The sequence below is a fragment of the Gluconobacter sp. Gdi genome (assembly GCF_014132155.1).
Taxonomy (GTDB): Bacteria; Pseudomonadota; Alphaproteobacteria; order Acetobacterales; family Acetobacteraceae; genus Gluconobacter.
Genome location: NZ_BLJQ01000009.1, coordinates 15,793 through 38,751, shown reverse-complemented (window position 1 = coordinate 38,751; position 22,959 = coordinate 15,793). Strand labels below are relative to the sequence as shown.

General features: G+C 56.5%; 19 protein-coding genes. 9 read left to right on the top strand and 10 right to left on the bottom strand.

Features of this window, described 5'->3' with window-relative positions; all coding sequences use genetic code 11:
* Window positions 1-17 precede the first annotated feature (17 nt).
* From JN414_RS13205 to JN414_RS13195, 3 genes are all read right to left on the bottom strand, one after another.
* Complete coding sequence (locus tag JN414_RS13205; protein WP_202208351.1) at window positions 18-2,492, bottom strand: TonB-dependent receptor; 2,475 nt, start codon at window positions 2,490-2,492, stop codon at window positions 18-20.
* A gap of 138 nt (window positions 2,493-2,630) precedes the next feature.
* Complete coding sequence (locus tag JN414_RS13200; protein ID WP_202208350.1) at window positions 2,631-3,902, bottom strand: MFS transporter; 1,272 nt, start codon at window positions 3,900-3,902, stop codon at window positions 2,631-2,633.
* Entirely contained in the window at window positions 3,902-4,795 is an 894-nt protein-coding gene (locus tag JN414_RS13195) for a LysR family transcriptional regulator (RefSeq protein WP_237390066.1), read from the bottom strand. The genes JN414_RS13200 and JN414_RS13195 overlap by 1 nt, the downstream gene beginning before the upstream one ends.
* A gap of 123 nt (window positions 4,796-4,918) precedes the next feature.
* Here JN414_RS13195 and ggt point away from each other — a divergent pair, with 123 nt between their 5' ends.
* From ggt to JN414_RS13180, 3 genes are read left to right on the top strand one after another with little or no spacing between them, the layout of a single operon-like run.
* The gene (ggt, locus tag JN414_RS13190) at window positions 4,919-6,685 is read left to right on the top strand and encodes a gamma-glutamyltransferase (protein WP_237390065.1); all 1,767 of its coding nucleotides are present in this window, start codon (window positions 4,919-4,921) and stop codon (window positions 6,683-6,685) included.
* Window positions 6,686-6,713: 28 nt separating this feature from the next.
* Complete coding sequence (locus tag JN414_RS13185) at window positions 6,714-8,021, top strand: lipase family protein (RefSeq protein WP_202208348.1); 1,308 nt, start codon at window positions 6,714-6,716, stop codon at window positions 8,019-8,021.
* 44 nt (window positions 8,022-8,065) lie between these two features.
* A complete protein-coding gene (locus JN414_RS13180) occupies window positions 8,066-8,800 on the top strand; it encodes a copper homeostasis protein CutC (protein WP_202208347.1) in 735 nt (244 codons plus the stop codon).
* Window positions 8,801-8,804: 4 nt separating this feature from the next.
* Here the strand turns inward: JN414_RS13180 and JN414_RS13175 are convergent, their stop codons facing one another.
* Window positions 8,805-9,644, bottom strand: a complete 840-nt coding sequence (locus JN414_RS13175; protein ID WP_202208346.1) for a glycerophosphodiester phosphodiesterase family protein — start codon at window positions 9,642-9,644, stop codon at window positions 8,805-8,807.
* A 152-nt stretch (window positions 9,645-9,796) separates the two neighbouring features.
* On the opposite strand from JN414_RS13175, the gene JN414_RS13170 reads away from it, so the two are divergent.
* On the top strand, window positions 9,797-10,156 hold the full coding sequence (locus JN414_RS13170; RefSeq protein ID WP_202208344.1) for an ArsC family reductase: 360 nt from the start codon (window positions 9,797-9,799) through the stop codon (window positions 10,154-10,156).
* 9 nt (window positions 10,157-10,165) lie between these two features.
* Here JN414_RS13170 and JN414_RS13165 read toward each other — a convergent pair whose 3' ends face one another.
* A complete protein-coding gene (locus JN414_RS13165) occupies window positions 10,166-11,071 on the bottom strand; it encodes a helix-turn-helix domain-containing protein (protein WP_202208343.1) in 906 nt (301 codons plus the stop codon).
* A gap of 407 nt (window positions 11,072-11,478) precedes the next feature.
* Between JN414_RS13165 and JN414_RS13160 the strand changes: the two genes are divergently transcribed.
* Window positions 11,479-13,950, top strand: a complete 2,472-nt coding sequence (locus JN414_RS13160; RefSeq protein ID WP_202208342.1) for a membrane-bound PQQ-dependent dehydrogenase, glucose/quinate/shikimate family — start codon at window positions 11,479-11,481, stop codon at window positions 13,948-13,950.
* A gap of 77 nt (window positions 13,951-14,027) precedes the next feature.
* On the top strand, window positions 14,028-14,918 hold the full coding sequence (locus JN414_RS13155) for a transporter (protein WP_202208341.1): 891 nt from the start codon (window positions 14,028-14,030) through the stop codon (window positions 14,916-14,918).
* Between the two features lie 48 nt (window positions 14,919-14,966).
* Here JN414_RS13155 and JN414_RS13150 read toward each other — a convergent pair whose 3' ends face one another.
* Complete coding sequence (locus tag JN414_RS13150; RefSeq protein ID WP_202208340.1) at window positions 14,967-15,866, bottom strand: delta(1)-pyrroline-2-carboxylate reductase family protein; 900 nt, start codon at window positions 15,864-15,866, stop codon at window positions 14,967-14,969.
* Window positions 15,867-15,949: 83 nt separating this feature from the next.
* Window positions 15,950-17,425: an aminotransferase class V-fold PLP-dependent enzyme gene (locus JN414_RS13145; protein WP_202208339.1), complete on the bottom strand. Its 1,476-nt coding sequence runs from the start codon at window positions 17,423-17,425 to the stop codon at window positions 15,950-15,952.
* 113 nt (window positions 17,426-17,538) lie between these two features.
* Here JN414_RS13145 and JN414_RS13140 point away from each other — a divergent pair, with 113 nt between their 5' ends.
* Together JN414_RS13140 and JN414_RS13135 are read left to right on the top strand one after the other, a co-directional pair.
* Window positions 17,539-18,000 (top strand): Lrp/AsnC family transcriptional regulator, encoded by a 462-nt coding sequence (locus JN414_RS13140; protein WP_046900845.1) that lies wholly within the window; start codon window positions 17,539-17,541, stop codon window positions 17,998-18,000.
* Window positions 18,001-18,025: 25 nt separating this feature from the next.
* Window positions 18,026-19,339 (top strand): amino acid permease, encoded by a 1,314-nt coding sequence (locus JN414_RS13135; RefSeq protein WP_202208338.1) that lies wholly within the window; start codon window positions 18,026-18,028, stop codon window positions 19,337-19,339.
* On the opposite strand, the gene JN414_RS13130 is transcribed toward JN414_RS13135, so the two are convergent.
* The gene (locus JN414_RS13130; protein ID WP_202208337.1) at window positions 19,321-19,719 is read right to left on the bottom strand and encodes a DUF4186 domain-containing protein; all 399 of its coding nucleotides are present in this window, start codon (window positions 19,717-19,719) and stop codon (window positions 19,321-19,323) included. The two genes, JN414_RS13135 and JN414_RS13130, sit on opposite strands and share 19 nt — an antisense overlap.
* A 93-nt stretch (window positions 19,720-19,812) precedes the next feature.
* Between JN414_RS13130 and JN414_RS13125 the strand changes: the two genes are divergently transcribed.
* Window positions 19,813-20,850 (top strand): exodeoxyribonuclease VII large subunit, encoded by a 1,038-nt coding sequence (locus tag JN414_RS13125; RefSeq protein WP_202208336.1) that lies wholly within the window; start codon window positions 19,813-19,815, stop codon window positions 20,848-20,850.
* Between the two features lie 3 nt (window positions 20,851-20,853).
* Here JN414_RS13125 and JN414_RS13120 read toward each other — a convergent pair whose 3' ends face one another.
* Together JN414_RS13120 and JN414_RS13115 are read right to left on the bottom strand one after the other, a co-directional pair.
* On the bottom strand, window positions 20,854-22,296 hold the full coding sequence (locus JN414_RS13120) for a glycosyltransferase family 2 protein (RefSeq protein ID WP_202208335.1): 1,443 nt from the start codon (window positions 22,294-22,296) through the stop codon (window positions 20,854-20,856).
* Window positions 22,297-22,321: 25 nt separating this feature from the next.
* Window positions 22,322-22,819: a hypothetical protein gene (locus tag JN414_RS13115; RefSeq protein WP_202208334.1), complete on the bottom strand. Its 498-nt coding sequence runs from the start codon at window positions 22,817-22,819 to the stop codon at window positions 22,322-22,324.
* Window positions 22,820-22,959 lie beyond the last annotated feature (140 nt).

Sequence of the window (22,959 nt, the reverse complement as noted above, 5' to 3'; positions counted from 1 at the left end):
AGTAGACTGAAAGCCTATCAGAATGATGTCGATAGTGTTCCCATCATCGCGAATGGCGGCATGATGTAATAGGTTGGGGCTGTATCAGCACTGATCTTGTGGCCATAGACGCCTGTCGTTGCCCGGGCATTGTTCGAGAAGTAATAAACGCCACCCAGCTTGTACTGGCCTGTCAGGTTGGTGAAGTTCAGCTTGAACGTCGGCGACTGGGCGATGAAGAACTTTGGCAGATGGTAACCCAGCGTCAGGGAGTCTGAGAAATAAGACGGCATGTACTGATCATTCATAAAGGACGATGCCTGCTTGGACGTGTAATGCACGCTCGCATTCAGGAAGAACGGGCCTTCATTATAGGTTAGGCCAACGCTGCCAGAGAACTTCGGCGACATGACAGCCGTCTTGCCCTTGGTCCGCATATAGTCCACGGAGCCGTCGTCGGCCGTGGTCTGAAGGTTGTTGTCCATCGTCGTGTGCAGGTATTCAAATGCGAAATACGGCTGGAAACGATGGAACAGCGGACGAGTGGACAGCATGACATCCACGCCGCGGATTGTTTCGCCGCCTGCGTTAATTGTCTGGCTAACCTGAACGTCGTTGCTGAACATGTTGACGGACAGCAGACGATTAGAGACGTTCATGTTGAAGAAGCTGATATCCGCCAGGAACAGGTTGTCGTTGTAACGATAACCCAACTCTTCTTTGATCGAATACTGCGGCTTTGCTCCTGCCCCGGATGTCGTCATGACGCCTGTGCTCGTGCTGTAGCGCGAGATCATGTTGATCGGGGAGGGCGCGCGGAAATCGCCTTCAGCATTGATATAAAGCTGATGATGAGGGGCAAAGTTATACGACCAGGAGAAACGCGGCGTTGGCGAAACATAGGTGTGATTGGTGTGGCTGGCCGTGCTGGGCAGGTAATCCTGCCCTTCCAGTGTCATGGACGTCACCTTGATGCCGCCAGTGACGGACATCTTGTGGTTCAGAAGGTGGACGGTGTCTTCCAGAAAGCCTGAGTTCAGGCTGTAGGATCCCAGATAGTCAACGGAATAGTAGATGTTGCCGCTTGTCGTCCGGTAATAGGACGATTTATCCGTATCAGAGGGCTGTGCGCCTGTTGTCTGGTTCATCCGTGACAGGGGAGTGCGCAGGGCATAACGGTATTCTTCATGCCAGTAACCGATCTGCCCGTCATTGTTCTCCGAATGCCAGCCGAGCGCCGCAACAACACCGCCCTGTTGGGTAACGGACATGGAATTCGTTGAGACCGCAGCGCGTGTTGATGTGCTGATCCTGCCATCGCCATTCAGGTCCACCCGTTGCAGGGCTGTCCCGGCGTAGGTCCGGCCTTCCTGCAGGCGGGAAGCACTGTTCAACGTAATGTCAGACCGCTCATAGTAGGGCGAGATGTTCAGCGTAAAGGTGTCGTTCAAGGCGAATTTCATGGGCATGGACACATAGAACTGGTCCTTGTCCGTACCACGAACACCATAATAGCTGCCCGGAGACGTGGCGCTGAACTCGGCATTATAGCTGAGTGGCGTGGAGACCGGGCGGCCATGTTTGTCATTCTGAAAGTTCGCCAGCGTCGGATAGCGGTTCAGGTAGTAGTGCGAGTGGTTGTATCCAGCGAACAGGTCAATGGAACTGCGGTTGCCGATGAGCTTCTGGGCCCGGAAGTCCATATGCTTGCGATCACTGTCCCCCGACCCGCGCCATGCATCGGAATGAGTATTGGAGAACGAGGCATAGCTGGTGATGCCGGTGTGCCCAATCTCACCTGAATCCACACGGATGAAACCGCGTGTTCGGTTGAAAGAGCCATAGCTGCCGGAAACCAGACCGCCAAACTTTCTGGAAGGCGCACGGGTTGTAATGCTTAGGGCACCGGCGCCAGCCGAGGTCAGCGGGTCTTCTACGGAAATAGAGCCAGGGCTCATGCTTTCCGAAGAGATATTGTTGCTGTCGATGTAGTTCTGAACAAAGTTTGAGGCCGAAGACGTACCGCCGTTTGCGATAGGCATGCCGTTCAGCATGATGCCGATATCGTTGTCATACAGACCGCGGCTCTGCATGGACCCGCCTTCGTTGCCGCTCGGGTCCGGCGTGGTGATATTCACGCTTGGCAGATTGCTGATCAGGTCCAGCGGGCTGCTCGTCGGGCTCTGCATTTCGATGTAGTTCTGCGTCACGGTCTGCACAGCGCGGGATGCTGTCTCGGCGCGCATCATGCCGCCGCCCGGCTGATGATGTGTTCCTGTGACACTGATGGACTCTTTGCCGGCTTCGACTTCAGTACGGGCAGCGTGTGCACGGTGCTTGGAGGGCTCTGTTGTCGCAGAGGAGGCGGCATAGGCTGTTGGAACAGTGACGGAGAGGCCGCTCAGAAACGTGGCTGCTGCAAGAGCTTTCTTTCCCGGTCCGAAAAGAGCGTTAAGCGGAACGGAGATTCCGGAACGGCTGGAGCGGTTGGGAGAGAAAGTACAGGAAGACATTTCTGGGACTCATTCTGCAGGAGACTAACGCTTCGATAGCGTTATGAATTTGGTAAGCGAAGATAAAGGAGAGAATTATAAGAACATTCCAAAGAAAAAATTGATAGTTTCAATTTTTGTCTGAGGGGCTGTTTTGCGTCAGGAGCGACGCGTCAGCAGGGGCTTGGCCAGAAGGACACTCATGAAGGAAATAATGGCCGTCAGGATCATATAAAGCGCCGGCGCATGGTTCATGCCGCTCCAGGCAATCAGGGCGGCGTTGGTCATGGGAGCAAGGCCTCCGAACAGCACCACGCCGAATGAATACCCCATCGTTAGTCCACGGCCTCGCCGTTCGCTGGGAAAGATCTGCCCGATGAAACCATCGAGTGCCGCAAAGTAGAAAAGCCCACTGAGATTGAAGATCAGCGGCATCAGCAGAACTGTGGCCGGAGCAACGCGGATCAACTGGAATGCAGGTAATGGAAGAAGGATCAGAAAGGCGCAGGACAGAAGCATGGGGCGAATGCTGTGTGTTCTGTCGAAGCGGTCTGCCAGTTTCCAGCGCAAGGGGGTGAAAAGCAGCTGTCCGCCATAGGTCAGGAGTGGCGCAAGGGATGTGCTGATATTGGAGAGACTGTACTGGCTGCGGGCATAATGCGGCATGTAAAGGCCGAGATAGGTAATGCCGCTCCCCAGTGCGACAGATCCCATGATGAGCGTGGTACGCAGGATTGTATCGGACTGGAAAAAGGGAGCAACGACTGGCGGCGGAGCAAGCTGTGTCGGCGGTGCCCGGCTGTTCAGAACAAGGCGCAGGATCAAGCCCCCCATGCCTACAGCCGCACCAAGTCCTGTAGCGATACGAAAGGCATAGTCGTTGAATGCTGCTGTCGGAAGGCAGAGGTTCAGAAGAAGGACCACGGTTGCTGCGCAGAGGGAGGCCGTAATCTGACCGATAGCCTGCCAGCTTGCGGCACGGGCTTCATGGTGAGGTGCATGCTCGATCAGGAAAGATGTTGCGCTGCCAAATTCCCCCCCAAGTGAAAAGCCGTGAATGAGACGCGCCACGACAATCAGAACTGGTGCTGCAATGCCGATGGTGGCGTAAGGCGGCGTCACGGTGAGGAGCACGCTGCCAACCGCCATGAGAAGAATGCAGATCATCATGGTGGGGACGCGACCCCGCCGGTCTGCATAATTGCCAAGAACGATAGCTCCGAGCGGGCGGGCAAGCAGGGTCAGGCCGAATGTTGCGAGAGATAGCCCGAGTTGCGACAGCGGAAGCCCTGACGGAAAGAAGGTGCGTCCAATCGAAGCGGAAAAATACGCGTAAATGACGAAGTCGTAGTACTCAATGATATTGCCAATGATCGAAGCAATAACAGCCTGATCTGGCTTTTTTTGAAACAGGGCAACCCTCTTCGCCATCAACCCTGGATGCCCCCAAGTTGCTGGATCAGGAACTGGATGAATGAGCGGAGGGTCGGCGCGCTGTAGCGTTCCTTGTGATACAGGAGATAAATAGGCCGGGACGGAAGCGTATAGTCTGGAAGAAGGGCTTGGAGTTTTCCGTCCCGGATATCTTCGCGCACCAGGTCTGAGGGCAGCATGGCAACCCCCATGCCTGATAAGGCGGCACGGCGCATGGCCTGCGTGTTATTGAAAAGGCCCTTGCGGTTCATTTCTATCGAGACATGCCCCTGCGGTCCTTCAAAGTGCCATTCCCGTCTGGCCCAATGCCAGGGGGATGCTGGCGTATAGGAAAAGGCTAAGGCGTCATGTGTTGCCAGTTGCTGGGGCGTAAGGAGTTCCTCACGGCGCGAAAGATACGCAGGGGACGCGCAGAGCGTCATGGTGTAATTGGCAAGCCGACGACAGATCAGGGATGAGGGCTCCGGCACGCCCAGTCTGATGGCGATATCGAACTTCTCGTGCGTAAGATCGACGCTGCGTTCCGTCAGGACGAGGTCGATATCCACGGAGGGATGCTCGCTGAGGTAATCCGCGATGCAGGGCGTGATGCTTTGTGTGCCATACGTGACCGGAGCGGTAATTCTCAGGGTTCCGGAAGGGAGGCTCTGGGCAGCTTCCGCCATCCGTTCCGTCTCGTCCAGCATGCTGAGAATCTTCTGGCACTTGGCGAAATAGACGGCCCCAAATGCGGTCAGGCTCTGTCGGCGTGTCGTGCGTCTCAGCAGACTTGTGCCCAAACGTTCTTCCAGCAGGCGCACGTAATTGCCCACCATTGTGGGTGAGATGCCGCACCGCTCTGCGGCAGACGTCATGCTTCCTGTTTCAACGACCGCGATAAAGGTCGTCATGGCCTGAAAAACGTTCATTGCAAACCGCAGGTTAGTAATTATCGCACCATAACAGCATTTATCGAAGAGATCGAAGACCGTAACGGTTTGACGTAGATGCTCCCGATCAGGAACTGAAGGTTGATGTTTTCCATGCGTATCAGAAGTGCGGCTCTCTCCCAAAGAAAGCTTTCTGCCAGAACTCCGGTTCTTGTCGGCCTGCTTGGAGCAACGGCCCTCGGACTGAGCGCCTGTGCACATCAGCTTCAACCTGTTCAGCCTGTATCCCAGCCCACAGTGGCCCATGATTTTATGGCTGCCACAGCCAATCCCATGGCGTCTCGTGCCGCTTCTGATGTTTTGCAGAAGGGTGGAAGCGCCGTTGATGCTGCCATTGCGGCCCAGATGGTTCTTGCCGTGGTGGAGCCCCAGGCTTCCGGTCTGGGTGGTGGTTCCACCATCCTGTACTGGGACAAGGCCGCTGATCGTCTGAGCTTCTTTGATGGTCTCGCCAGTGCGCCGTCTGGTATGCATCGGGACTACATGCATGACCGCAATGGCGTCCGGATTCCTGAAGCAATATTGCAGCGGACGGGCCGTGTCGTCGGCGTCCCTGGAACCTTGCGAACGCTGGCACTTTTGCATGAGCGCTATGGCAAGCTGCCGTGGAGCGATCTTTTCCAGCCAGCAATTTCAGCTGCCCGGGGTGGTTTTCCGCTTGCCGGATATTTGCATCTCGTCCTGACCGAACGTCCGGAGCTCGCGAAAGAGCCGCAGTTTTCGGCATATTTTGATGGCAGCGGTCAGCCTCTGCCTAAAGGCACGATCCTGCACAATGCCGATCTGGCAGGTACGCTCGAACATGTGGCGCATGATGGAGCGGAGTATTTCTATACGGGCGCTTTTGCGAAAAAGCTGTCCTCTGCGGTTACGAGTGGCGCTTATCCCGGAGCGCTGTCTCCTGCGGATTTAAAGAACTACAAGGTGCGCGAGCGAGCCCCTCTGTGCGTTACGGCCTTTAATCGTCGCATTTGCTCCGCGGCTCCCCCGGTTGCGGGCGGACTGTCCGTTCTGCAACAGCTTGCCATTCTGGATCGTCTGAACATTGGTCAGTACAAGCCGGGCAGTGTGGAAGCCGCCCACTTGCTGCTTGAAGCCTCCCGTCTGGCCGAGGCCGATCGCCGGAAATATGCTGCTGATCCGGATTACACGCGAGTGGATACGGCAGCCATGCTTGATCCAGCGTATCTCGATCGCCGGGCAAAGCTTGTTTCAACGGGTGAAGCGGCCAGCCGCGTGGTGGCAGGGCAACTTGCCGGGAAGCTGGCGCTTTTGCCATCGTCCGACCCTATGACTGTGCCTGCAACAACGCATCTGTCCATCCGTGATGCATCTGGCAATGCGCTGTCTTTCACAACCACGATCAATTTGAATTTCGGATCGGATATCATTGTGGATGGTGTCGTCCTGAATAATGCCATCACGAATTTTGCGTCCCATCCTTTCGTGAATGGGCAGCCTGCGGCTAATATCGCAGCACCGGGGAAGCGTCCTATCACCACCATGTCTCCAACCATCGTCTTTGGGCAGAACGGGCAGCCTGAAGTCATCGTTGGTGCGGGCGGTGGTGCCCGGATTATTGATTCCGTCGTGCAGACGCTGGTGGGCTATCTGGCGTGGGGACAAAATATCCGCACGGCTATTGAGCAGCCTCGGATTGGGGCCCAGAACCATGCCGAGGAACTGGAGCAGGGCACATCTGCCGCCGGGCTTGCTTCCGCTTTGAGTGCCATGGGGCATCACCCGAAAATTGACGTCATGAATGCCGCCGTGCAGGGCATCACCATTCATCCGGACGGCCTTACGGGATGGGGTGACCCGCACCGTGACGGCGTGGCCGTCGGTCAGTAATATCTGCCTCGATCTGCTGGAGACCACAATGAAGCTTTCTTTCCGCGCTGCCCTCAGCGCTGCCACACTCCTGTCTCTCGCGGCCTGTGCCGAACCTGCCCAGACTGCAAAGCCTGCAGGTGTGGCAGAGGTGGATCGTGCTCTAGGTGATGGTGGGGTCAGCGATTTTTACACACCGCCCGCTCAGGTGCCGGCAACGGTGGGTCAGATGATCCGCACTCAGCCTATTACCGATCGTCCGCTGCCGGAGAATGCAGGCCAGGCCGTACGGACGCTTTACACGTCCATCAGTGGGGTGAATGCTCCTGATCCCGTCACGGTTTCCGGTCAGATCATCTTTCCCAAGGGTACGCCCCCTAAAGGTGGCTGGCCTGTTGTGGCATGGGAACACGGCACAACAGGGATTGCAGACATCTGCGCCCCATCCTGGCGGGGATATCTCTCCCGGGATCGTGCCTATCTGGACCATTGGCTGAAGGCGGGCTTTGCCGTTGTGGCCAGTGATTATCAAGGACTGGGAACGCCGGGGCCGCATCCGTATCTGATGTATCGCCCGGAAGGTTACAGCGTTCTGAACGGATTGCGGGCCGCTCTGGCTCAGTACAAGGGCACGCTTCAGAACCGTATCATTCTTGTTGGTCAGTCGCAGGGTGGTGGCGCGGCATTGGGTACGGCGTGGCTTTCACCGAAATATGCACCGGATCTGCATGTCCTTGGAACGGTTGCAACAGGCGTCGTAACGCAATTCAAGCTGCCGGATCATCCCAAGCATGAGCCGCTTCCACGCCTGAATGTCGAACCACCCCACATGGCTGCTGCTTTTGGTATCCTGACGATTGAGGGATCCCGGAAGAGCCTGCATCCTGAGGTGGATGTCCGTGCGAACATGACGGATAAGGGCAAGGACCTGTCTCATCAGGCCCGTCAGACCTGCCTTGGCGATCTGTTCCGGTACACGGAGGCGCATGACATCACCGAAGACAATGCGTACGCAGGTGATACATCCAGGCTTGAAGCTGACTTTCAAGACGCATTCACCATCCCGGATGCGCACATGACGATGCCGGTTTTCGTGGGTACAGGCCTTGCCGATAATGAAGCTGGTGTGGCCCAACAGTATAACGCTGTGGCGGCCATGTGTGACGCAGGTACGAACGTAACCTGGAAGACCTATTCCGGTCTGACTCACAACGGGGCAGTGAACGGCTCTGCGGCTGATTCTGTTCCGTTTGCGCTGGCGCTGCTGAAAGGCCATCATCCGAAAGGAAACTGTGCAACGATCAAGCCCGTTTCCGAAGTGGAGAAGGCATTGCCAGGAATTCGCTGGAACAACTGAGTTCTGTCGGCCTGTGCGTTCTGCCGTCTGGGAAAGGAACGTTTATGCCGACGCTTGAAATCTGTGTTGAAGATGCCGTTGGGTTGCAGACAGCCCAGCGGCCCGGCGTCTCACGAATTGAACTATGTTCCGCTCTGGCGCTGGGCGGCCTGACCCCTTCGGCAGGGCTGATGCACCTTGCTGCAAAATCGACGGTCCCAGTTTACGCCATGATCCGCCCGCGAGAGGGCGGTTTTGTGTTTGCCGAAGCGGAAATTGATCAGATGCTGGCGGACATTGATGCCGCCCGTGCCGCAGGACTAGCCGGTGTGGTTCTCGGCGCGTCTCTGGACGATCATACGCTTGATATCGCGACCCTGAAGCGTCTGTCTGAGGCCGCCGGTTCAATGGGGCGCACGCTTCATCGCGTCTTCGACCTCACGCCTAACCCGCTCATGGCCGTGGATCAGGCGGTTGAGTTGGGCTTTGAAAGAATACTGACGTCCGGGCAGGCAATTAGCGCCCCCAAGGGACATTCTGTTCTGAAGAATATTGTGCATCATGCCGCCGGGCGTATCGAAATCATGGCGGGAAGTGGTGTGCGTGTCGGGAACGCGCGCGATCTTCTGCGCGACACAGGTGTCACCAGTCTTCATGCCTCCTGCCGGGGGCCATCTGTCGGGCAGGCCTGTCGCGTCTGGGACCTGGGCTTCGGGCGACTGGCATCCCGAACCAGTGGTCGCATCATCGACCAGATGCTGGCCATTCTGGCGGAGGAGACAACAGCGCAGACTGTCTGAGATGTCAGAGCTGGTGTGCGAGCGCTGCCCGAAGTTTCAGTGGCGTGTTGGTCACCAGAATATCAATCGGCAGAAAATGCGCCCGGTGTGCGCCTTCACTCGGTGAAACGGCATCCATTATTGCGGTTGGGCCGAGCAGATCCGTGATGATAACGGCGCCCTTTGCGTGGGCGGCTTGGAAAAGAGATGGTGGAGAATTTTGTGGGATATACGCTGCAAACTGTCTGCCAGCGGCCATTCCGGCATATGCTTCCAGATCCTGCGGTTGTGTGACGAGGACGGAAATGAGCGCCTTGGGGTCAGCAGCAAAGGCTTCCCGGGCCTGCTGTTTTTTGAATGTCAGCACCACAATCCGCTCTGACAGACCTCTTTGCTGAACGGGTTGTAAGGCATCATGAGGCGAGACATCTTTGATATCGAGCATGAGAAGGGCATCGGGTGTTGCAGCGGCCCATTGCAGCACCTTGTCGTAGGTAGGAACAGGGTCGCGGGGTGTCCCATGCCCATTCCTGAGTCGTAGCGTCGCGATCCTTGCATCGGTCAGGGCGCTGAAGAGGCCGTGCCCCGTCGTGACACGATCCACCTCTCGATCATGCATTAGCATGATGGTGCCGTCAGCCGTTTTGGCGAGATCAATTTCCATCATGAATGGACCGGCCTGATGGGTCTGGCGCATCTGGGTAAGGCTGTTTTCCGTTCCTGCAGGGCTGGTCCAACCGCGATGCGCACAGATTAACGGTCTGGCGCGCAGATAAGGTTTCAGATCCTGGGCCCTGACCATGGAAGAACACATGAGGCCAACAAGAACTGCTGTGCTTTTCGTCAGGATTGTCCTGCGTTGCATGGTCTGCCCTTCGACCGAAAGATGTGTGGGTAAAATACAGGGTCTGTCAGAGCGATAAAAGTGCTCTGGCTGCCTGCATTCTGTGCTGGCAGCTCCTATCGGGACTGGCTAGAGAATTCAGTCCGAATTGCTGTGGAAAAGGAATAACCAGAATGACCGTTTCAGTCGTGCTGTATGGCATCAAGGCTTGTGACACCATGAAGAAAGCCCGGCTCTGGTTGGACGATCATGGGATCGATTATGCGTTCCATGATTACAAGAAGGACGGGATCTCAGATGCTGTGCTGGAAGGCTGGGTTCGTCAGGTGGGCTGGGATGTGTTGCTGAACAAGGCTGGGACGACGTTTCGCAAACTGGCACCGGAGCAGAAGGACAATCTGACACAGGATAAAGCTGTGGCTCTGATGCTGGCACAACCGTCCATGATCAAACGGCCTGTTCTGGAACGTGCGGGTAAGATCGTGCGCGTGGGCTTCAAGCCTGCTGAGTACGAAGAAACCTTTGCTGGCTGAACCTGCTGTTCAGGGCGTCAGGTTCAGCATCTTGATCTTGCGATGAAGTGTGGAGCGACTGATGCCAAGTGCGCGAGCCGCTGCGCTGACATTGCCCTGTGTCGTGGCAAGAGCCGAACGTATGACGTGGACTTCGGCTTTGCGGAAACTCAGTTCATCCTCTGAATCCAGGAAGTTCATCAGGGCAGGAAGATGCTCCAGTTCGCCTTCTGGCCAGTGCATACGCTCCCGGCTTGCATGGGTGGCACCCTGCACATGCCCATCGGCGTTCAACGCGACCAGTGGCGTTGAACTTGCCGTCGCCAGCCCGAGCGTAATGATCGTCTCGTTTGGGAAGAATTCCCGGAACAGTCTTTCTTCGATTTTGCGTGCCGTGGTCGTCATTGTCTCCATCAGCAGGCCTGCAAACGGCAGGATATCGTTCCCCGCGAAAGAGCAGATGTTAAGGACGCCCGCCAGCTTTCCACTGGCATTGTAAAGCGGCGCGGCAATACCGGTCAGGCCCCGGAAGCACAGACGCCAGTGCTGGCTTTGCAGCACCATGACGGGCTTTTTTTCCTGCAGGCACGTTCCAATGCTGTTCGTCCCGGCATTGGCTTCATCCCAGAGGGCCCCGGCCTGAAAGCCCCAGCGACGGCAGCCGGTCAGATCTTCCCGGCTGGTCTGACGTGACAGAACAACGCCGTTCGCATCCGCCAGCATCACGGTAAAGCCAAGTGCCATCACCATCGTATGCAGACGCTCCATTTCTGGCAGGGCATGCTGGATCAGAAGGCGCGTACGATTGCTGATGAAGCGCAACTCCGGCGGGCTCAGAAGGCGCGTTTCCCACCGCTCAGCCGGGTCAAGATTGTAGCTGGTGGAGCACCGGATCCATGACTCGGACAGACCGGCTTGTGGCGTAATACCGGTCATGAGTGTCTCTCGTTTTTCAGATGTGTCTCAGAACTGCGACAGGTGACGACGATATAGTCACAATCGGGTGAAAGAGATCCGATCATGGATGGCATCGCGCGGGCTGTGGAAGGAACAAGGCTGTCAGAGTGCGTGACTGACCGGTGCCCGTGTCTTTCAAACGAAAGTTTCGTCCGCCGGTAGCTCTCGCCTTTCTGTTGTAACGCTCTTGGCGAGGGGTTGGATGCATGGATGAGAAACAAGCTTTTCAAGACAACCATCCGGCCGGCAGGGAAAGACCTGCGCAGCAGTTTTCTGCCCTCGCACAGTCATATGGGGGACGGATCATATCCTGCTCCTTAAGCGATTAAGAGAGACAAAATATTTCAGAAAAAGTGGTTTTCCATATTTTTGAAAAACGAGGTGTCATGTCTTCTTCTCTCCAGAGGGTGCTGTCTCCAGTAACCTCTATCCTGCTCGCGCTTGTGGGGCTGTTCCTGTTGGGTGGGGGCGGTTATCTGCTCGTGCTCGGCGGGTCCTGGTTCTATGCGCTGGCTGGTCTCGTCATGCTTGCGGCGGCTGCCGTCAGCCTGAAGAACCCGTCTCAGGCAGGCCGTATTTATGCAGGTCTGCTGCTGGTTGCCACGATCTGGTCTGTTGTTGAAGTCGGCTTCAACATCTGGGGGCTGGAAGTTCGTCTGTTCACTCTGGTTGGCATTGCCTGCTGGATGCTTCTGCCGTGGGTCTGGCGCTCCAATGCGTCCTGGGCTGCGGACAAGCGCGAACTGGCCGGTTCTGCGGCCATCGCCGTTGTGGCGATCGTTGCAAGCTGCTTCACGTCCTATTCCATCAATGGCACGCTTCCGGCAGAGCGTATGGCTGCATCTGGCCAGGTTGACGAAACCGGCAAGGACACGCCTGCTGCGGATTGGCCTGCTTATGGCCGGACGGTGGGCGGTGATCGTTACAGCCCGTTGGGTCAGATCACGCCTGCCAACATCAGCAACCTGAAGCGCGCCTGGGTTACCCAGACGGGTGACGTCCAGAAGGCTGACGAAGGTGTTGTGGCCGGTCCGGATCAAGGCCACGAGTTTAACCTCGAGGTTACCCCGATCAAGGTTGATGACACGCTCTACCTTTGCACGCCGCATAACTGGGTCATGGCCCTTGATGCCGCAACGGGCAAGGTGAAGTGGAAGTTCGATCCGAAGCCTGCTGCTGAAGATCTGGCTGCCAATGTTTATCTCGCCTGCCGCGGCGTCTCCTATTACAAGGCTCCGGACGACTATACCGCTCCTGATGGCTCCAAGGCCTGCCAGAAGCGTATCTTCTCCCCGGTTGGTGACGTTCGTCTTCTTGCTGTCGATGCTGAAACAGGCAAGCCCTGTGAAGACTTCGGCGAGCACGGCTTCATCTCCCTGCGCCAGTATCTTGGTCATGTGCCGCATGGCTTCCACTTCGTGACGTCTCCGCCGCTGGTGGTGAAGGATCGTGTGGTTCTTGGTGGCTGGATCTTTGATAACCAGGCGAACTTCGAACCGTCCGGTGCAATCCGTGCGTTCAACCCGATTTCCGGTGAGATCGAGTGGGCATGGGATGCCGGTCACAACCCGGAAAACTGGAAGCCCGGCCCGAACGACGAGCTGACGCGTGACACCCCGAATGCATGGGGCGTTTACACGGCAGATGAGAACCTCGGCCTGCTTTACCTGCCGATGGGTAACTCCCCACCAGATAACTGGGGTGGTTCACGCCGTCCGTTCGACGACGCAACCTCCAGTGCAACGATTGCTCTCGACATCGAAACCGGTGAGCGTCGCTGGACTTTCCAGACCGTGCATCACGATCTGTGGGACATGGATCTGGCCATTGGCCCGTCGATGGTTGATCTGCCAGGCCCGAACGGTGAAACCGTCCCGGCTCTGATCCAGACCACGAAGCGCGGTGAGTTCTTCGTTTTGGACCGTCGCACAGGCAAGCCTGTTCCGGGTTATCCGGTTGAGGAACGTCCGGTTCCGACTGCTGGTGTTGCTGCAGACGATCACGTGTCTCCGACACAGCCGTTTGCTGTTGGTCTGCCGTCTCTGACGCCGCCTGACCTGAAGGAAAGCGACATGTGGGGCGCGACGCTGCTGGATCAGATGATCTGCCGCATCCAGTTCCGTCAGTCTGCTTATGAAGGTCAGTTCACGCCGCCGCATGTTGGCAAGACGACAATCGTCTATCCGGCATTCTATGGTGTGGTTGACTGGCAGGGTGCGTCCATCGACCCGCAGCGCAAGCTGCTGATCGCCAACGCCAGCTACCTGCCGTTCCGTATCCGTTTGGAAAAGCGTAACCACGCTGAATCCGCGGGTATCCTGCCGAAGTGGGATGGCAAGGGTGACAAGCCTGAAGCCAAGGGCGATGCGCTTAGTGTCTCTCCTGACTACGGTACGCCTTATATCGCTTACACCAGCCCGTGGCTGAACCCGCTTCAGATCCCCTGCAAGGGACCAGTCTGGGGTACGATCACCGCTATCGATCTGGTGACAAAGAAGATTGTCTGGCAGCACCCGGTTGGTACGACGCGCGACACCGGTCCTTTCCGGACGCATAACAACCTTCCGCTTCCGACCGGCATGTACAACATCGGTGGCAGTGTCATCACCAAGGGTGGCGTATCCTTCATGGGTGCGACAGCTGACGATTACCTGCGTGCCTTTGATGTCTCGACCGGTAAGGTCATCTGGCGTGACCGTCTGCCGGCTGGTGGACAGGCAACCCCGATGTCCTATCAAATCGGCGGGAAGCAGTATGTTTTGATTGCCGCTGGTGGTCATGGGGGCCTTGGCACCCGCAGCGGTGACTATATCATCGCTTATACGATTGACGGACAGCAGGGCGCAGCCGCGCACTGATCTGACCGGATTACTGCTGGAGCGTGTCCTTTAGGGTATGCGCTCCACGCTCTACTTCTTCGACGGAAATAAATGTCATGTCTCGCAAAACCTGGACCGGAGGGTGTCTCCGGGCCCTGAGTATCCTATTGCCCGCGTCATCCCTTCTGCCAGCAGTTGCGGTCCATGCAGCCGATATTCCACTGGCCATCATCGGCCCGCACGAATACGACCTGCCGGTAGATTTCAAACCTTTCAACGTGCTCGTGCAATACGGAGACGGGAACGTTGCCGGCAATACCTATGACAGTGGTGGCCGGCGTCAGCCCACAGGCGGAAGCCACACTTGGGCAGGCATGACGAAGTACGTGCATTTCCGCAGCTTCGATGCTCTGCCGCATGTCGGTTTTGCGTTTGAAGTCATTCAGTCGGAAAGCTTCGTTCTGGCACAGGGCAAGGATTACGGTGGCCTCGGTCCGACAATCGTGGGCCCTGCTGTCTGGTTCAAGCCGAATGCTCACAGCACCTTCGGTATCCAGACCTTCATGCAGACGCCAGTTGGCACACGGGATGCGTTGTCCCCGAGCTACTGGTCAAACCTGTCCAGCTTCATGTTCGATTATGAATGGAAGCATTTCAGCTTCGATGGCGATCTGGGTGCAATTGTAGCATCCACGAAGCACAAGACAGGCGAGCACAGCTACTCGCCAGGGACGGTCTTTCATTCCAACCTGCGTTTCAGCTGGAAAGCGAGCAAGATTGTTGAGCCGTTCTTTGCATTCGACTGGCAGAACACAGCCGGAATGCGGGACAACACTGCCAACAGTTGGGTCAGTGAATCCAGTGGGCGTGAAGTCGCACTGGGTGTGGGCGCCATGGTCAATATTTCCAAGCGCGTCTCATTAACTGGTCGGTATTCTCATTCTGTCGATGGCAGAAACGTGCCTGAGACGAATGCGTATTACATGAAGCTTGTCTATCTCTGGTAAAGATGGCTTATCCCGTCTGAGCAGTATTCTCGGACGGGGTGCCGCCTCCTAGAGGCCCAGTGTTTGCCGGGCAAGGCAACACGCTGCCAGATCCCACGCAGCACAGCCGACACTCTTGAAAAATACCGGACCTTCCGGTTTTTCTTTGCCGGATAGGTAAGCGGCCAGAGGTTGGACCTCTTCCCAGTTTTTCCCTGCCTGAATGATGTCTCCCGCCTCTGACGGTGCACCAACGGGATCATCCACAATACAGGTACTTCCGTTGACGATGGCCGGACCAATTTCAATCATTTCCGGTCGATAAGCCCCCACACCAATAATCAGTCGCGTAGACTTTGGCGGCGCGTCGTACAGAACACTTTGGCTGCTGGTCACGGTGACGACCACATCCGGGTCGCAGGCTTCGTCATCGTTGCGAAGCCTCAGGGCAGGGTATGCGTCGCTTCCTGTCAGCGCGGCTACGCTCTCACGGGAGCGGCCACGAATGTAAACCGTGAGGCCCGGATAAAGCACATTCAGCGCTTCCAGATGAGCTTTGGCCTGTACGCCTGTACCAATGAGAAGAACCGTTTCCAGAGTGTCTGGGCGAAAGCAATCCAACCCCAGCATGGAGATGGCGGCGGTTCGTCGCTCCGTTGTAGCAACGCCGTCCAATGCGAACAGAAACTGTCCATCGACAGCATCCATGCACATGACTTGCCCCTGAATAGCAGGAAGGCTGCGTGCGGAGTTGCCAGAATAAAGGGTCAGAAGTTTTGTCGTGAGAATATCAGGCGCGCACGCAACCATGGACATGACCGTCCCGGAGCGATCAAGCGTTGGCACAACCATGCGTTCAGGACAGGAGATCTGCCCGGCATGATAGTCCTGACCTGCTTTCCGAAGTGTTTCTACGAGAGCGGGAAAGGGGAGCAGTTTTCGCGTTTCGGCGGCGGTCAAAGTCTTCATGGAGCACCTTCCTGCTGTTGTCTGGAAGATGCCCCGTTTTGGCTTGAAGATGAAGGGATGGCGAGAGAGCGTCCCTGTCTGGGTTAAGCAGCAGCTTTTGGACGGAACCGGGCTGTCGAGATATCGCATTCGTAAGCGGCCGCGACCGAATAAGGATCAAGCGCCAGCTCATCGACAGCATCGAGAATGCGTTCGACTTTGGCATCATCCATCAGCACGCTGAAGTTCAGGCGCGTCCAGCCGGGCTTCTCGATTTCCTGCCCAGATAGAATGGCCTGACGAATTGCATCTGAGGCCGCTTCGTCAATGTCGAGCAGGCGATGTGCATACGGTCCTGCACAAGCGCATCCGCCACGCACCTGAATGCCGTAGCGGTCCGACAGCATGCGCGTGAAAAGCTGCTGGTGGATGAAGCCACCTGTGCTTTCGTCCCGGACCTGGAAGGAGAAGATGGGCAGGGCTTCAGCTGTGGCGTGACCAAGAATGCGGATATTCGGGTTTTTGCTCCAACGGGCAACGGCGCGGGCGCGAAGTTCCGCATTGCGGTCGCTCATGAAAGTCTGGCCGATGACGTCCTTGACGATGAAGGCCAGTGCCGCGCGGATGTCTCCGACCACATCTGGTGTTCCACTCTCTTCGAGAGCCGCAAGGCTGGTGGTGTAGTCATGGTTCCAGGGGGACACGAACCGCACAGTTCCTCCGCCTGGAAGAACCGGGCCGCACCGCGTCACTACGTCATTGCGGACGATCAGGACGCCTGAGGCTGCCGGGCCACCGATAAACTTGTGACAGGACACTGCCACGGCATCTTTTTCGAAAGGCGTGCCCGGCTTCATGTCGATGGGAAGATACGGAGCGGCACCCGCATAATCCCAGATCGCCAGAGCCCCGTGCTTTTTCAGAAGTTCCGTTACGGCATCTACATCCGTCATGATGCCGGTGACGTTCGACGCTGCGGAGAAAGAGCCGACTTTCAGGCGCCCTTCGTCGCAGGTGATTAATGCCTGTTTAAGAATGGCCAGATCTGGACCACCATTCTCGGCTTCCGGGATCTCGATGATCTCGGCGCCACTTTCCCGCCAGGGGAGGATGTTGGAGTGATGCTCATACGGGCCAATGAAAATGATCGGACGATTTCCAGCAGCACAGCGGGCAGGGATTTCCAGCAGATGTACGAGACGGTTCAGGCCTGCTGTTGCGCCGTTGCCCATGAAAATGGTCGTGAAACGATCCTTTGGGGCATGGCAAAGCCGAGCAATTGCGTCACGGGCGGCATTCCGCATTCGCGTCATGTACGCCCCACACAAAGACGCTTCAGTGTGGCTGTTGGCATAGTAGGGAAGAACTTCGTTCATGACGAATGTTTCGACCTGAACAAGCGCGCGGCCTGAAGCGACATAATCTGCATAAAGAAGCGACTGAACACCAAAGGGGCTCATGAACTTCGTGCCGTCTCCAAGGACGCCCTTGCGGAGGGCGTCGCGGCCACCTGCACGGAGCATTTTCTCAAATTGCTCCAGCGCTGTTGCACTGTTGTCGAGACTGCCGATCGTTTCCATGATGCCCTGTCCTCTTAACCTGATCTCGTCAGAGGAAAATATCTCAATGGCGGATAGGAAACTGTCTCTTTCTTGTAGACGAAAACCGGTTTTTTGTTGTCATTTACATCATTATGAGCAGAATCATCGATCAAACGGACCGTGCCATCCTTCGCATTCTCCAGAAGCAGGGGACGCCGTCCCAGCGTGAACTGGCTGAACAGGTTGGCCTTTCCCAGAATGCCTGCTGGAGGCGCCTGAACGCCCTGCGGGAAAGTGGAATCATCAGCCACGATACCGTCCGTCTCAATGCTCAGGCGCTTGGCCTGACATTGACGGTCTTTGTGCTGATGAGGACACGTCATCATTCACACGAATGGTTTGAAACGTTCCGCAAAGTGGTCGTTTCGATCCCAAACATCGTTGATTTTTACCGGATTGCCGGTGAGTATGATTATCTTCTCAAGGTCGTGGCATGCGACATGAACGATTTCGACCGTGTCTATCAGCAGATCATCAGCAAGGTCGAGCTGGATGCCATCACCTCATACATGACCATGGAAACCCTGGCAGATAACCGGGATCTTCCAGTCTGACACAGACCACGGACAAGGACACTTCATGACCCAGACAGATCAGCTCGCCCAAAGTCTCCGGACGAGACATGTTGTCATGATTGCCTTGGGCGGGGTGATTGGTGCTGGGTTTTTCATCGGCTGCTCGGCTGCCCTGTCGATGGGTGGACCAGCCGTCATCGTGTCATACGTTCTGGCGGGACTTCTGGTCTGGCTTGTAAACGGCATGATGCGAGACCTTGCTTCACAGACACCAGGGCGTGCGTCCTTTCTCGGACAGATCCGCCATGCTCTTGGGGATCGCTTCGGTTTTGTCGCAGGCTGGACCTACTGGCTGACCTGGGTGACGGTCATTGGCGTTGAAGCCATCGCCGTAACATCCATGCTCGCGCCCTATATCCCTGTTCCCTATGCCGTTCTGGAACTCCTTATTCTGGGCGTGATGACCGCCATCAATCTGTTGTCTGTCAAAGGGTACGGTGAGTTCGAGTACTGGTTTTCAGCCATCAAAGTGGCTGCCATCGTGCTTTTCATCGGAATTGGTATCTGGGCGTTCGGGGCGCATTCCATCCCCGTGCAGGAAAACCTGTTTGCGCATGGCGGTATTATGCCTCACGGCTTAATGGCGCTTCTCGCCGTTATTCCAACAGTGCTTTTCTCGATGGGTGGGAGTGAAATTGCGACGGTGGCCGCAGTTGAGTCCGACAACACGGAAGTGAACATTGCCCGCGCAACACGGACCATTCCTCTTCGCATTGGTGGCTTTTACCTTGTTACCATCTCGATGATTCTGTGCCTTGTGCCCTGGAGTGACATCGTACCTGGACAGTCACCATTTTTGTTGGTTCTGAACCGGTTTCATGTGCCTTTCGCCGGGTTGGCAATGGGCATTGTCATTCTCGTAGCGGCGCTTTCCAGCCTGAACTCCGGGATTTACGTCACCTCGCGCATTCTGTTCGAACTGGCTGAACAGGGAGATGCTCCTGCAGTCTTTCTGGCGGTTGAGCCTAAAACGCAGCTTCCCCGTCGCGCGCTTCTCGCCAGTGTCGGAAGTGCCATTCTTGTGGCGGTGACAGCTGTTCTGTCGCCGGGCGTTATTTTTGCTGTTCTTGTCAGCCTCACAGGCGGGTTCATGCTTTTCAACAACGCCCTGCTGGTTCTGGGACGGTTGAAGCTGATGCCTCAGAAAGCATTTGGGGCCTATGTGGCGCTTGCGCTGATTGGTCTGGCGATCATTGCCATGATGATTCAGGCTGAGACCCGTTCACAAATCGAAATGGGCGCTTTTGCGATTGTTGTCATCCTGTTGGCAGAGCGTTTTCTGCCACGAGGGAAAAAGATTCAAAACAGCACGCCCTGAGCAGGTTTGTGGGGAACATCCGTCCCCATATCTTTCAGGATCCATGCGCGCAGGACAGCTAGAATGGCGTCTTGATCGTTACGAGACAGAGGCTTCCCTGCGGGAATTCCATGCCACTTCGCCAGACATCCCCGGCAGCATGAGCCCGTTGCATGCTGTGCGATGAAGACCGGATGCCCTCGCATCGGCGTCTGCTTTCCGTCCTGCGCCGGCCATGCAGGTGCCAGACGATCCCGGATGAAGGCTGTGCCATGTTCCATGACAGCATCCAGCCCACGATTTTCCAGATAAAGGCGTGCCTGTTCATCCAGATGAAACCGTGCCCGAAAACTGGACTTTTGAAGTCGGAGGAGAAGATCCTGAGGAGCAGAACCGGTCAAGACGGACCAACCTTCTGAAAATACATAAAAAAATGCTGTGAGGGCTGCTGCACCCTCTGTGAGAACATCTGTTCTTACTCCATATGGTGCGGCATGGACGCTTTTCCGAGACGCACCCGAACTGATTCTTCAGCCAATGATATGGCTGCCATGCCAGTCCTGTCGCCGCTTCAGGTTCAGGATCTGTTCATGGCCCGGCTGGATGAGATCTGCGGACGGTTTGAAGAATGGAGTTTTCCTCTCGCGGTAGAGGGGCAACTGGGCGATGTCGCGCCTAATGCGTACAAGAAATATTATCAGCTTCCTCTGATCGACCCGCAGCTTGGAACGTCCATCTCTCTGGAAGCAACCAAACTGGTTCTCGCAGCGGCAGATGTGCGCGCTGGAGATCATGTGCGAGTGACAGGTTTTCTGCGCGCTCGTCATCTGCGCGGGCAGGTTGCCCTGCGGTTTGAAGTGCTTACCGTTGAGCCGCATGACCCTGGTCGCCAGAAAGTGGATCGGGCAGAGCGATCCCTGCTGGATGTTCTGAGAGGGTTGAACTGGCAGTTTCAGCCCTATCCCGAGCGCCGGGACGCCAGACTGCTTCTGATTCATTCTGCATCTTCCAATGCGCTGGTTTCGGAAGATTTTCTTCAGGCACTGGGGGGCGGGTGGCGTCCGGAGCGTATTCGAGCACTCCCCGTGGCCATGACGGATCCACACCGCATTGCCGATGCCATCGGTACGTGTCGGGAAGACATTATTGTCCTGATCCGTGGCGGTGGAGATGCTTCTGATTTCGCGGTGTTCGAGCATCCGCTCGTGTTGGAAGCGCTCTCCAACTGTGTGGCGCACCGTGTTCTGGGCGTCGGACATACTGCTAATCGGACACTGGCGGAACGGCTGGTGGATCATTCTGCAACGACGCCTGCGGATGCGGGGCACTATATTCGCAAGATGAGCGGTCGTGTGTGGCAGCGGCAGGAGGAGGAGCGTGCGCAGCAGGAAGAAATTGTGGCACTCCGGGAGAGTGCAACGTCCATGGCCGCTATTCCGGTTGGGGCACCATTGGGAGTTCGCTTGCGGAACGGCCTGATTCTGCTGGCTCTGGGCCTATTGGCCGGTCTGGTTCTGGCCCGTATCCTCTAAAAATCAGAGGAACGTTTGTAATTCTGGTGCAACGTTTTCCAGATCGCTCCGCCCCTTTTCAGAGAGCAGAGCGATGACGCGTGCTACATCTCGCAGTGCGCACTTGGGATGGCGAATAAACCAGGCACAGAACCCATTGAAAGAAAGGCCTTCCGGTGTATCGGTGGCTGGAAGGGGCGGGAGATCCAGAGAAATCTTCTCGTCGGCGACCACGAAGTGAAACAACGTGTCGGCAAGGCTGCTCTCGTCCTCGAAAACAAATGTGTTGGCGTCAATCCAACGTATTTTCAGGACGGGGCGGAGAAGAGACTGGTTCGCCAGTTGAACAGGATGTCCGTTTAAAGACGCGAGCATGAGGATTTCAGGATGGCTGTCTTGATAGATGGCGGCCAGTTTTTCCGTCGTTTGTATGTTCTGATCGTTTGATAAGCCGGGAAATCCATCTTCACCGACGAGCAGAAAATTGCCTGCTCCGTCCCGAATAAAACCAGTCCGTGTGCGTGTTGGCAGAGGAGCCGTCTGAGGTGTCAGAAGAAGACGTTCTCTTGCGGATGGCAGGACACGATGAAAAGAAAATCGCTCGTGCTGGCCATGGTCCGGCATGGAACTTCCTGCATCCGGAAGCGCGGGTAAGGCCATGGAAGGATCTTGGTGCAGCCGATCCAGAAGGTCTGCCAGCCCTCGATAGGCTTGTGCATCCATAAAGTCATGCCGGATTACGGACACATCAGGCAGTCTCCGTCTCGGAGAGAGATCTTCCTCATCCCGGCAGAAATAATGTTCGGCAAGGTGAGGGGGCATGTCCGGGTCTCCCGCCCAGACATAATGAAGAATGCGCGCTCCTTCCCACGAGACGGGGAGACCTGGGCCAGCCTGATCGACTGGTGTGCCATCTGGGCGGACAATGCGTTGGGGAGAGAAATCCGGAGATAGAACGTCCATCAGGACCGGGAGATTTTCTGTCTGTGCAAATAGCCGGGCCATTCCATTGTCAGGGAAGGTGGAAGCACTGCGGTAGGAAGATGCCTGAATCACAGATCCGGCCGGGACTGGCTCGAGAGGTTTGCCGTAAACGCACCAGTTAATGGCAATGGCATCAGCATCTCCTGCCGTCACAAGGAGATTGTCCAGCGTTGTGTCCGGATCGAGGAATTCATCAACGTCCAGAACCAGCAGCCAATCCTGTTCCCGCCCTACCAGACGAACGGCTTCGGCTGTCAGAACCTGACGAAGCTCATGAGGGGAGAGGTCATCCGTTCTGGCGAATTCATGAAATTCAACCGGGCCGATATGTTCTGCGGTGAGGGCGATGGCCTGCGTATTGTCTGTGGAGCCCGCATCGAGCACGAGAATGCGCTCGAACCCAAGTGCCAGATGCCATAGCAGCCACTCCTTCAGGAGAGGAGCGGCATTATGGGTCAGAACGGCGCAGGCTGCACTTGGCATAATGGTATGTTTCCGTGGTGGCTGGTCAGCGTACGTCCACACGGATCAGCGGATGCTGGACCGATGGATCGGTGAGAGCATGCATCTCGATCTGGATAGGCTGGGCGCCCGCCGTGCTGATTCTGTGGGCGACTGGTTCCAGATCCGTTTGTGTAGCCTCCGTCATGGCCTTGGCCTGCGCTGCCGGATCAGACTGGAGCGGAACCAGAAGCCTGACGATGAACAGGACGTTTTCCTTGCGGGCCAACGCTGACTTAACAGCCTGATCCACAACAGGTCCGTACTCGGATTCCGGAGTCCCGCCCTCGATCTGCAGGAATGGCGGTTTCGCTTTCGGGGCGGGGGGCGGTGGCGGGATATATGGCTGGGGCGGTTTGCCAGCCTGCGGGTTGAACGTGCGCTGATCAACCAGTTTGCACCCGGCAAGCAGGGGCGTAGCCAGCAGGATGCAGCCTGCCAGAGAAAGGGCGCGTGGAGCCATGATGCCTCGGGGCGAACGAAAATGTCGGACAAATGCAGCCATATTGCGCGGGACCGTCGCAGGAACGGAGGGTTTCGGCAAGATTAAGAGCATCAAGTTCATGAAAAACTATGCCAACCCCCTGTTGCTTCGCTGTGGCGGTGCTATGGAAGAAGCCCTTTCGTCAGAATAGCGGAGTAGGC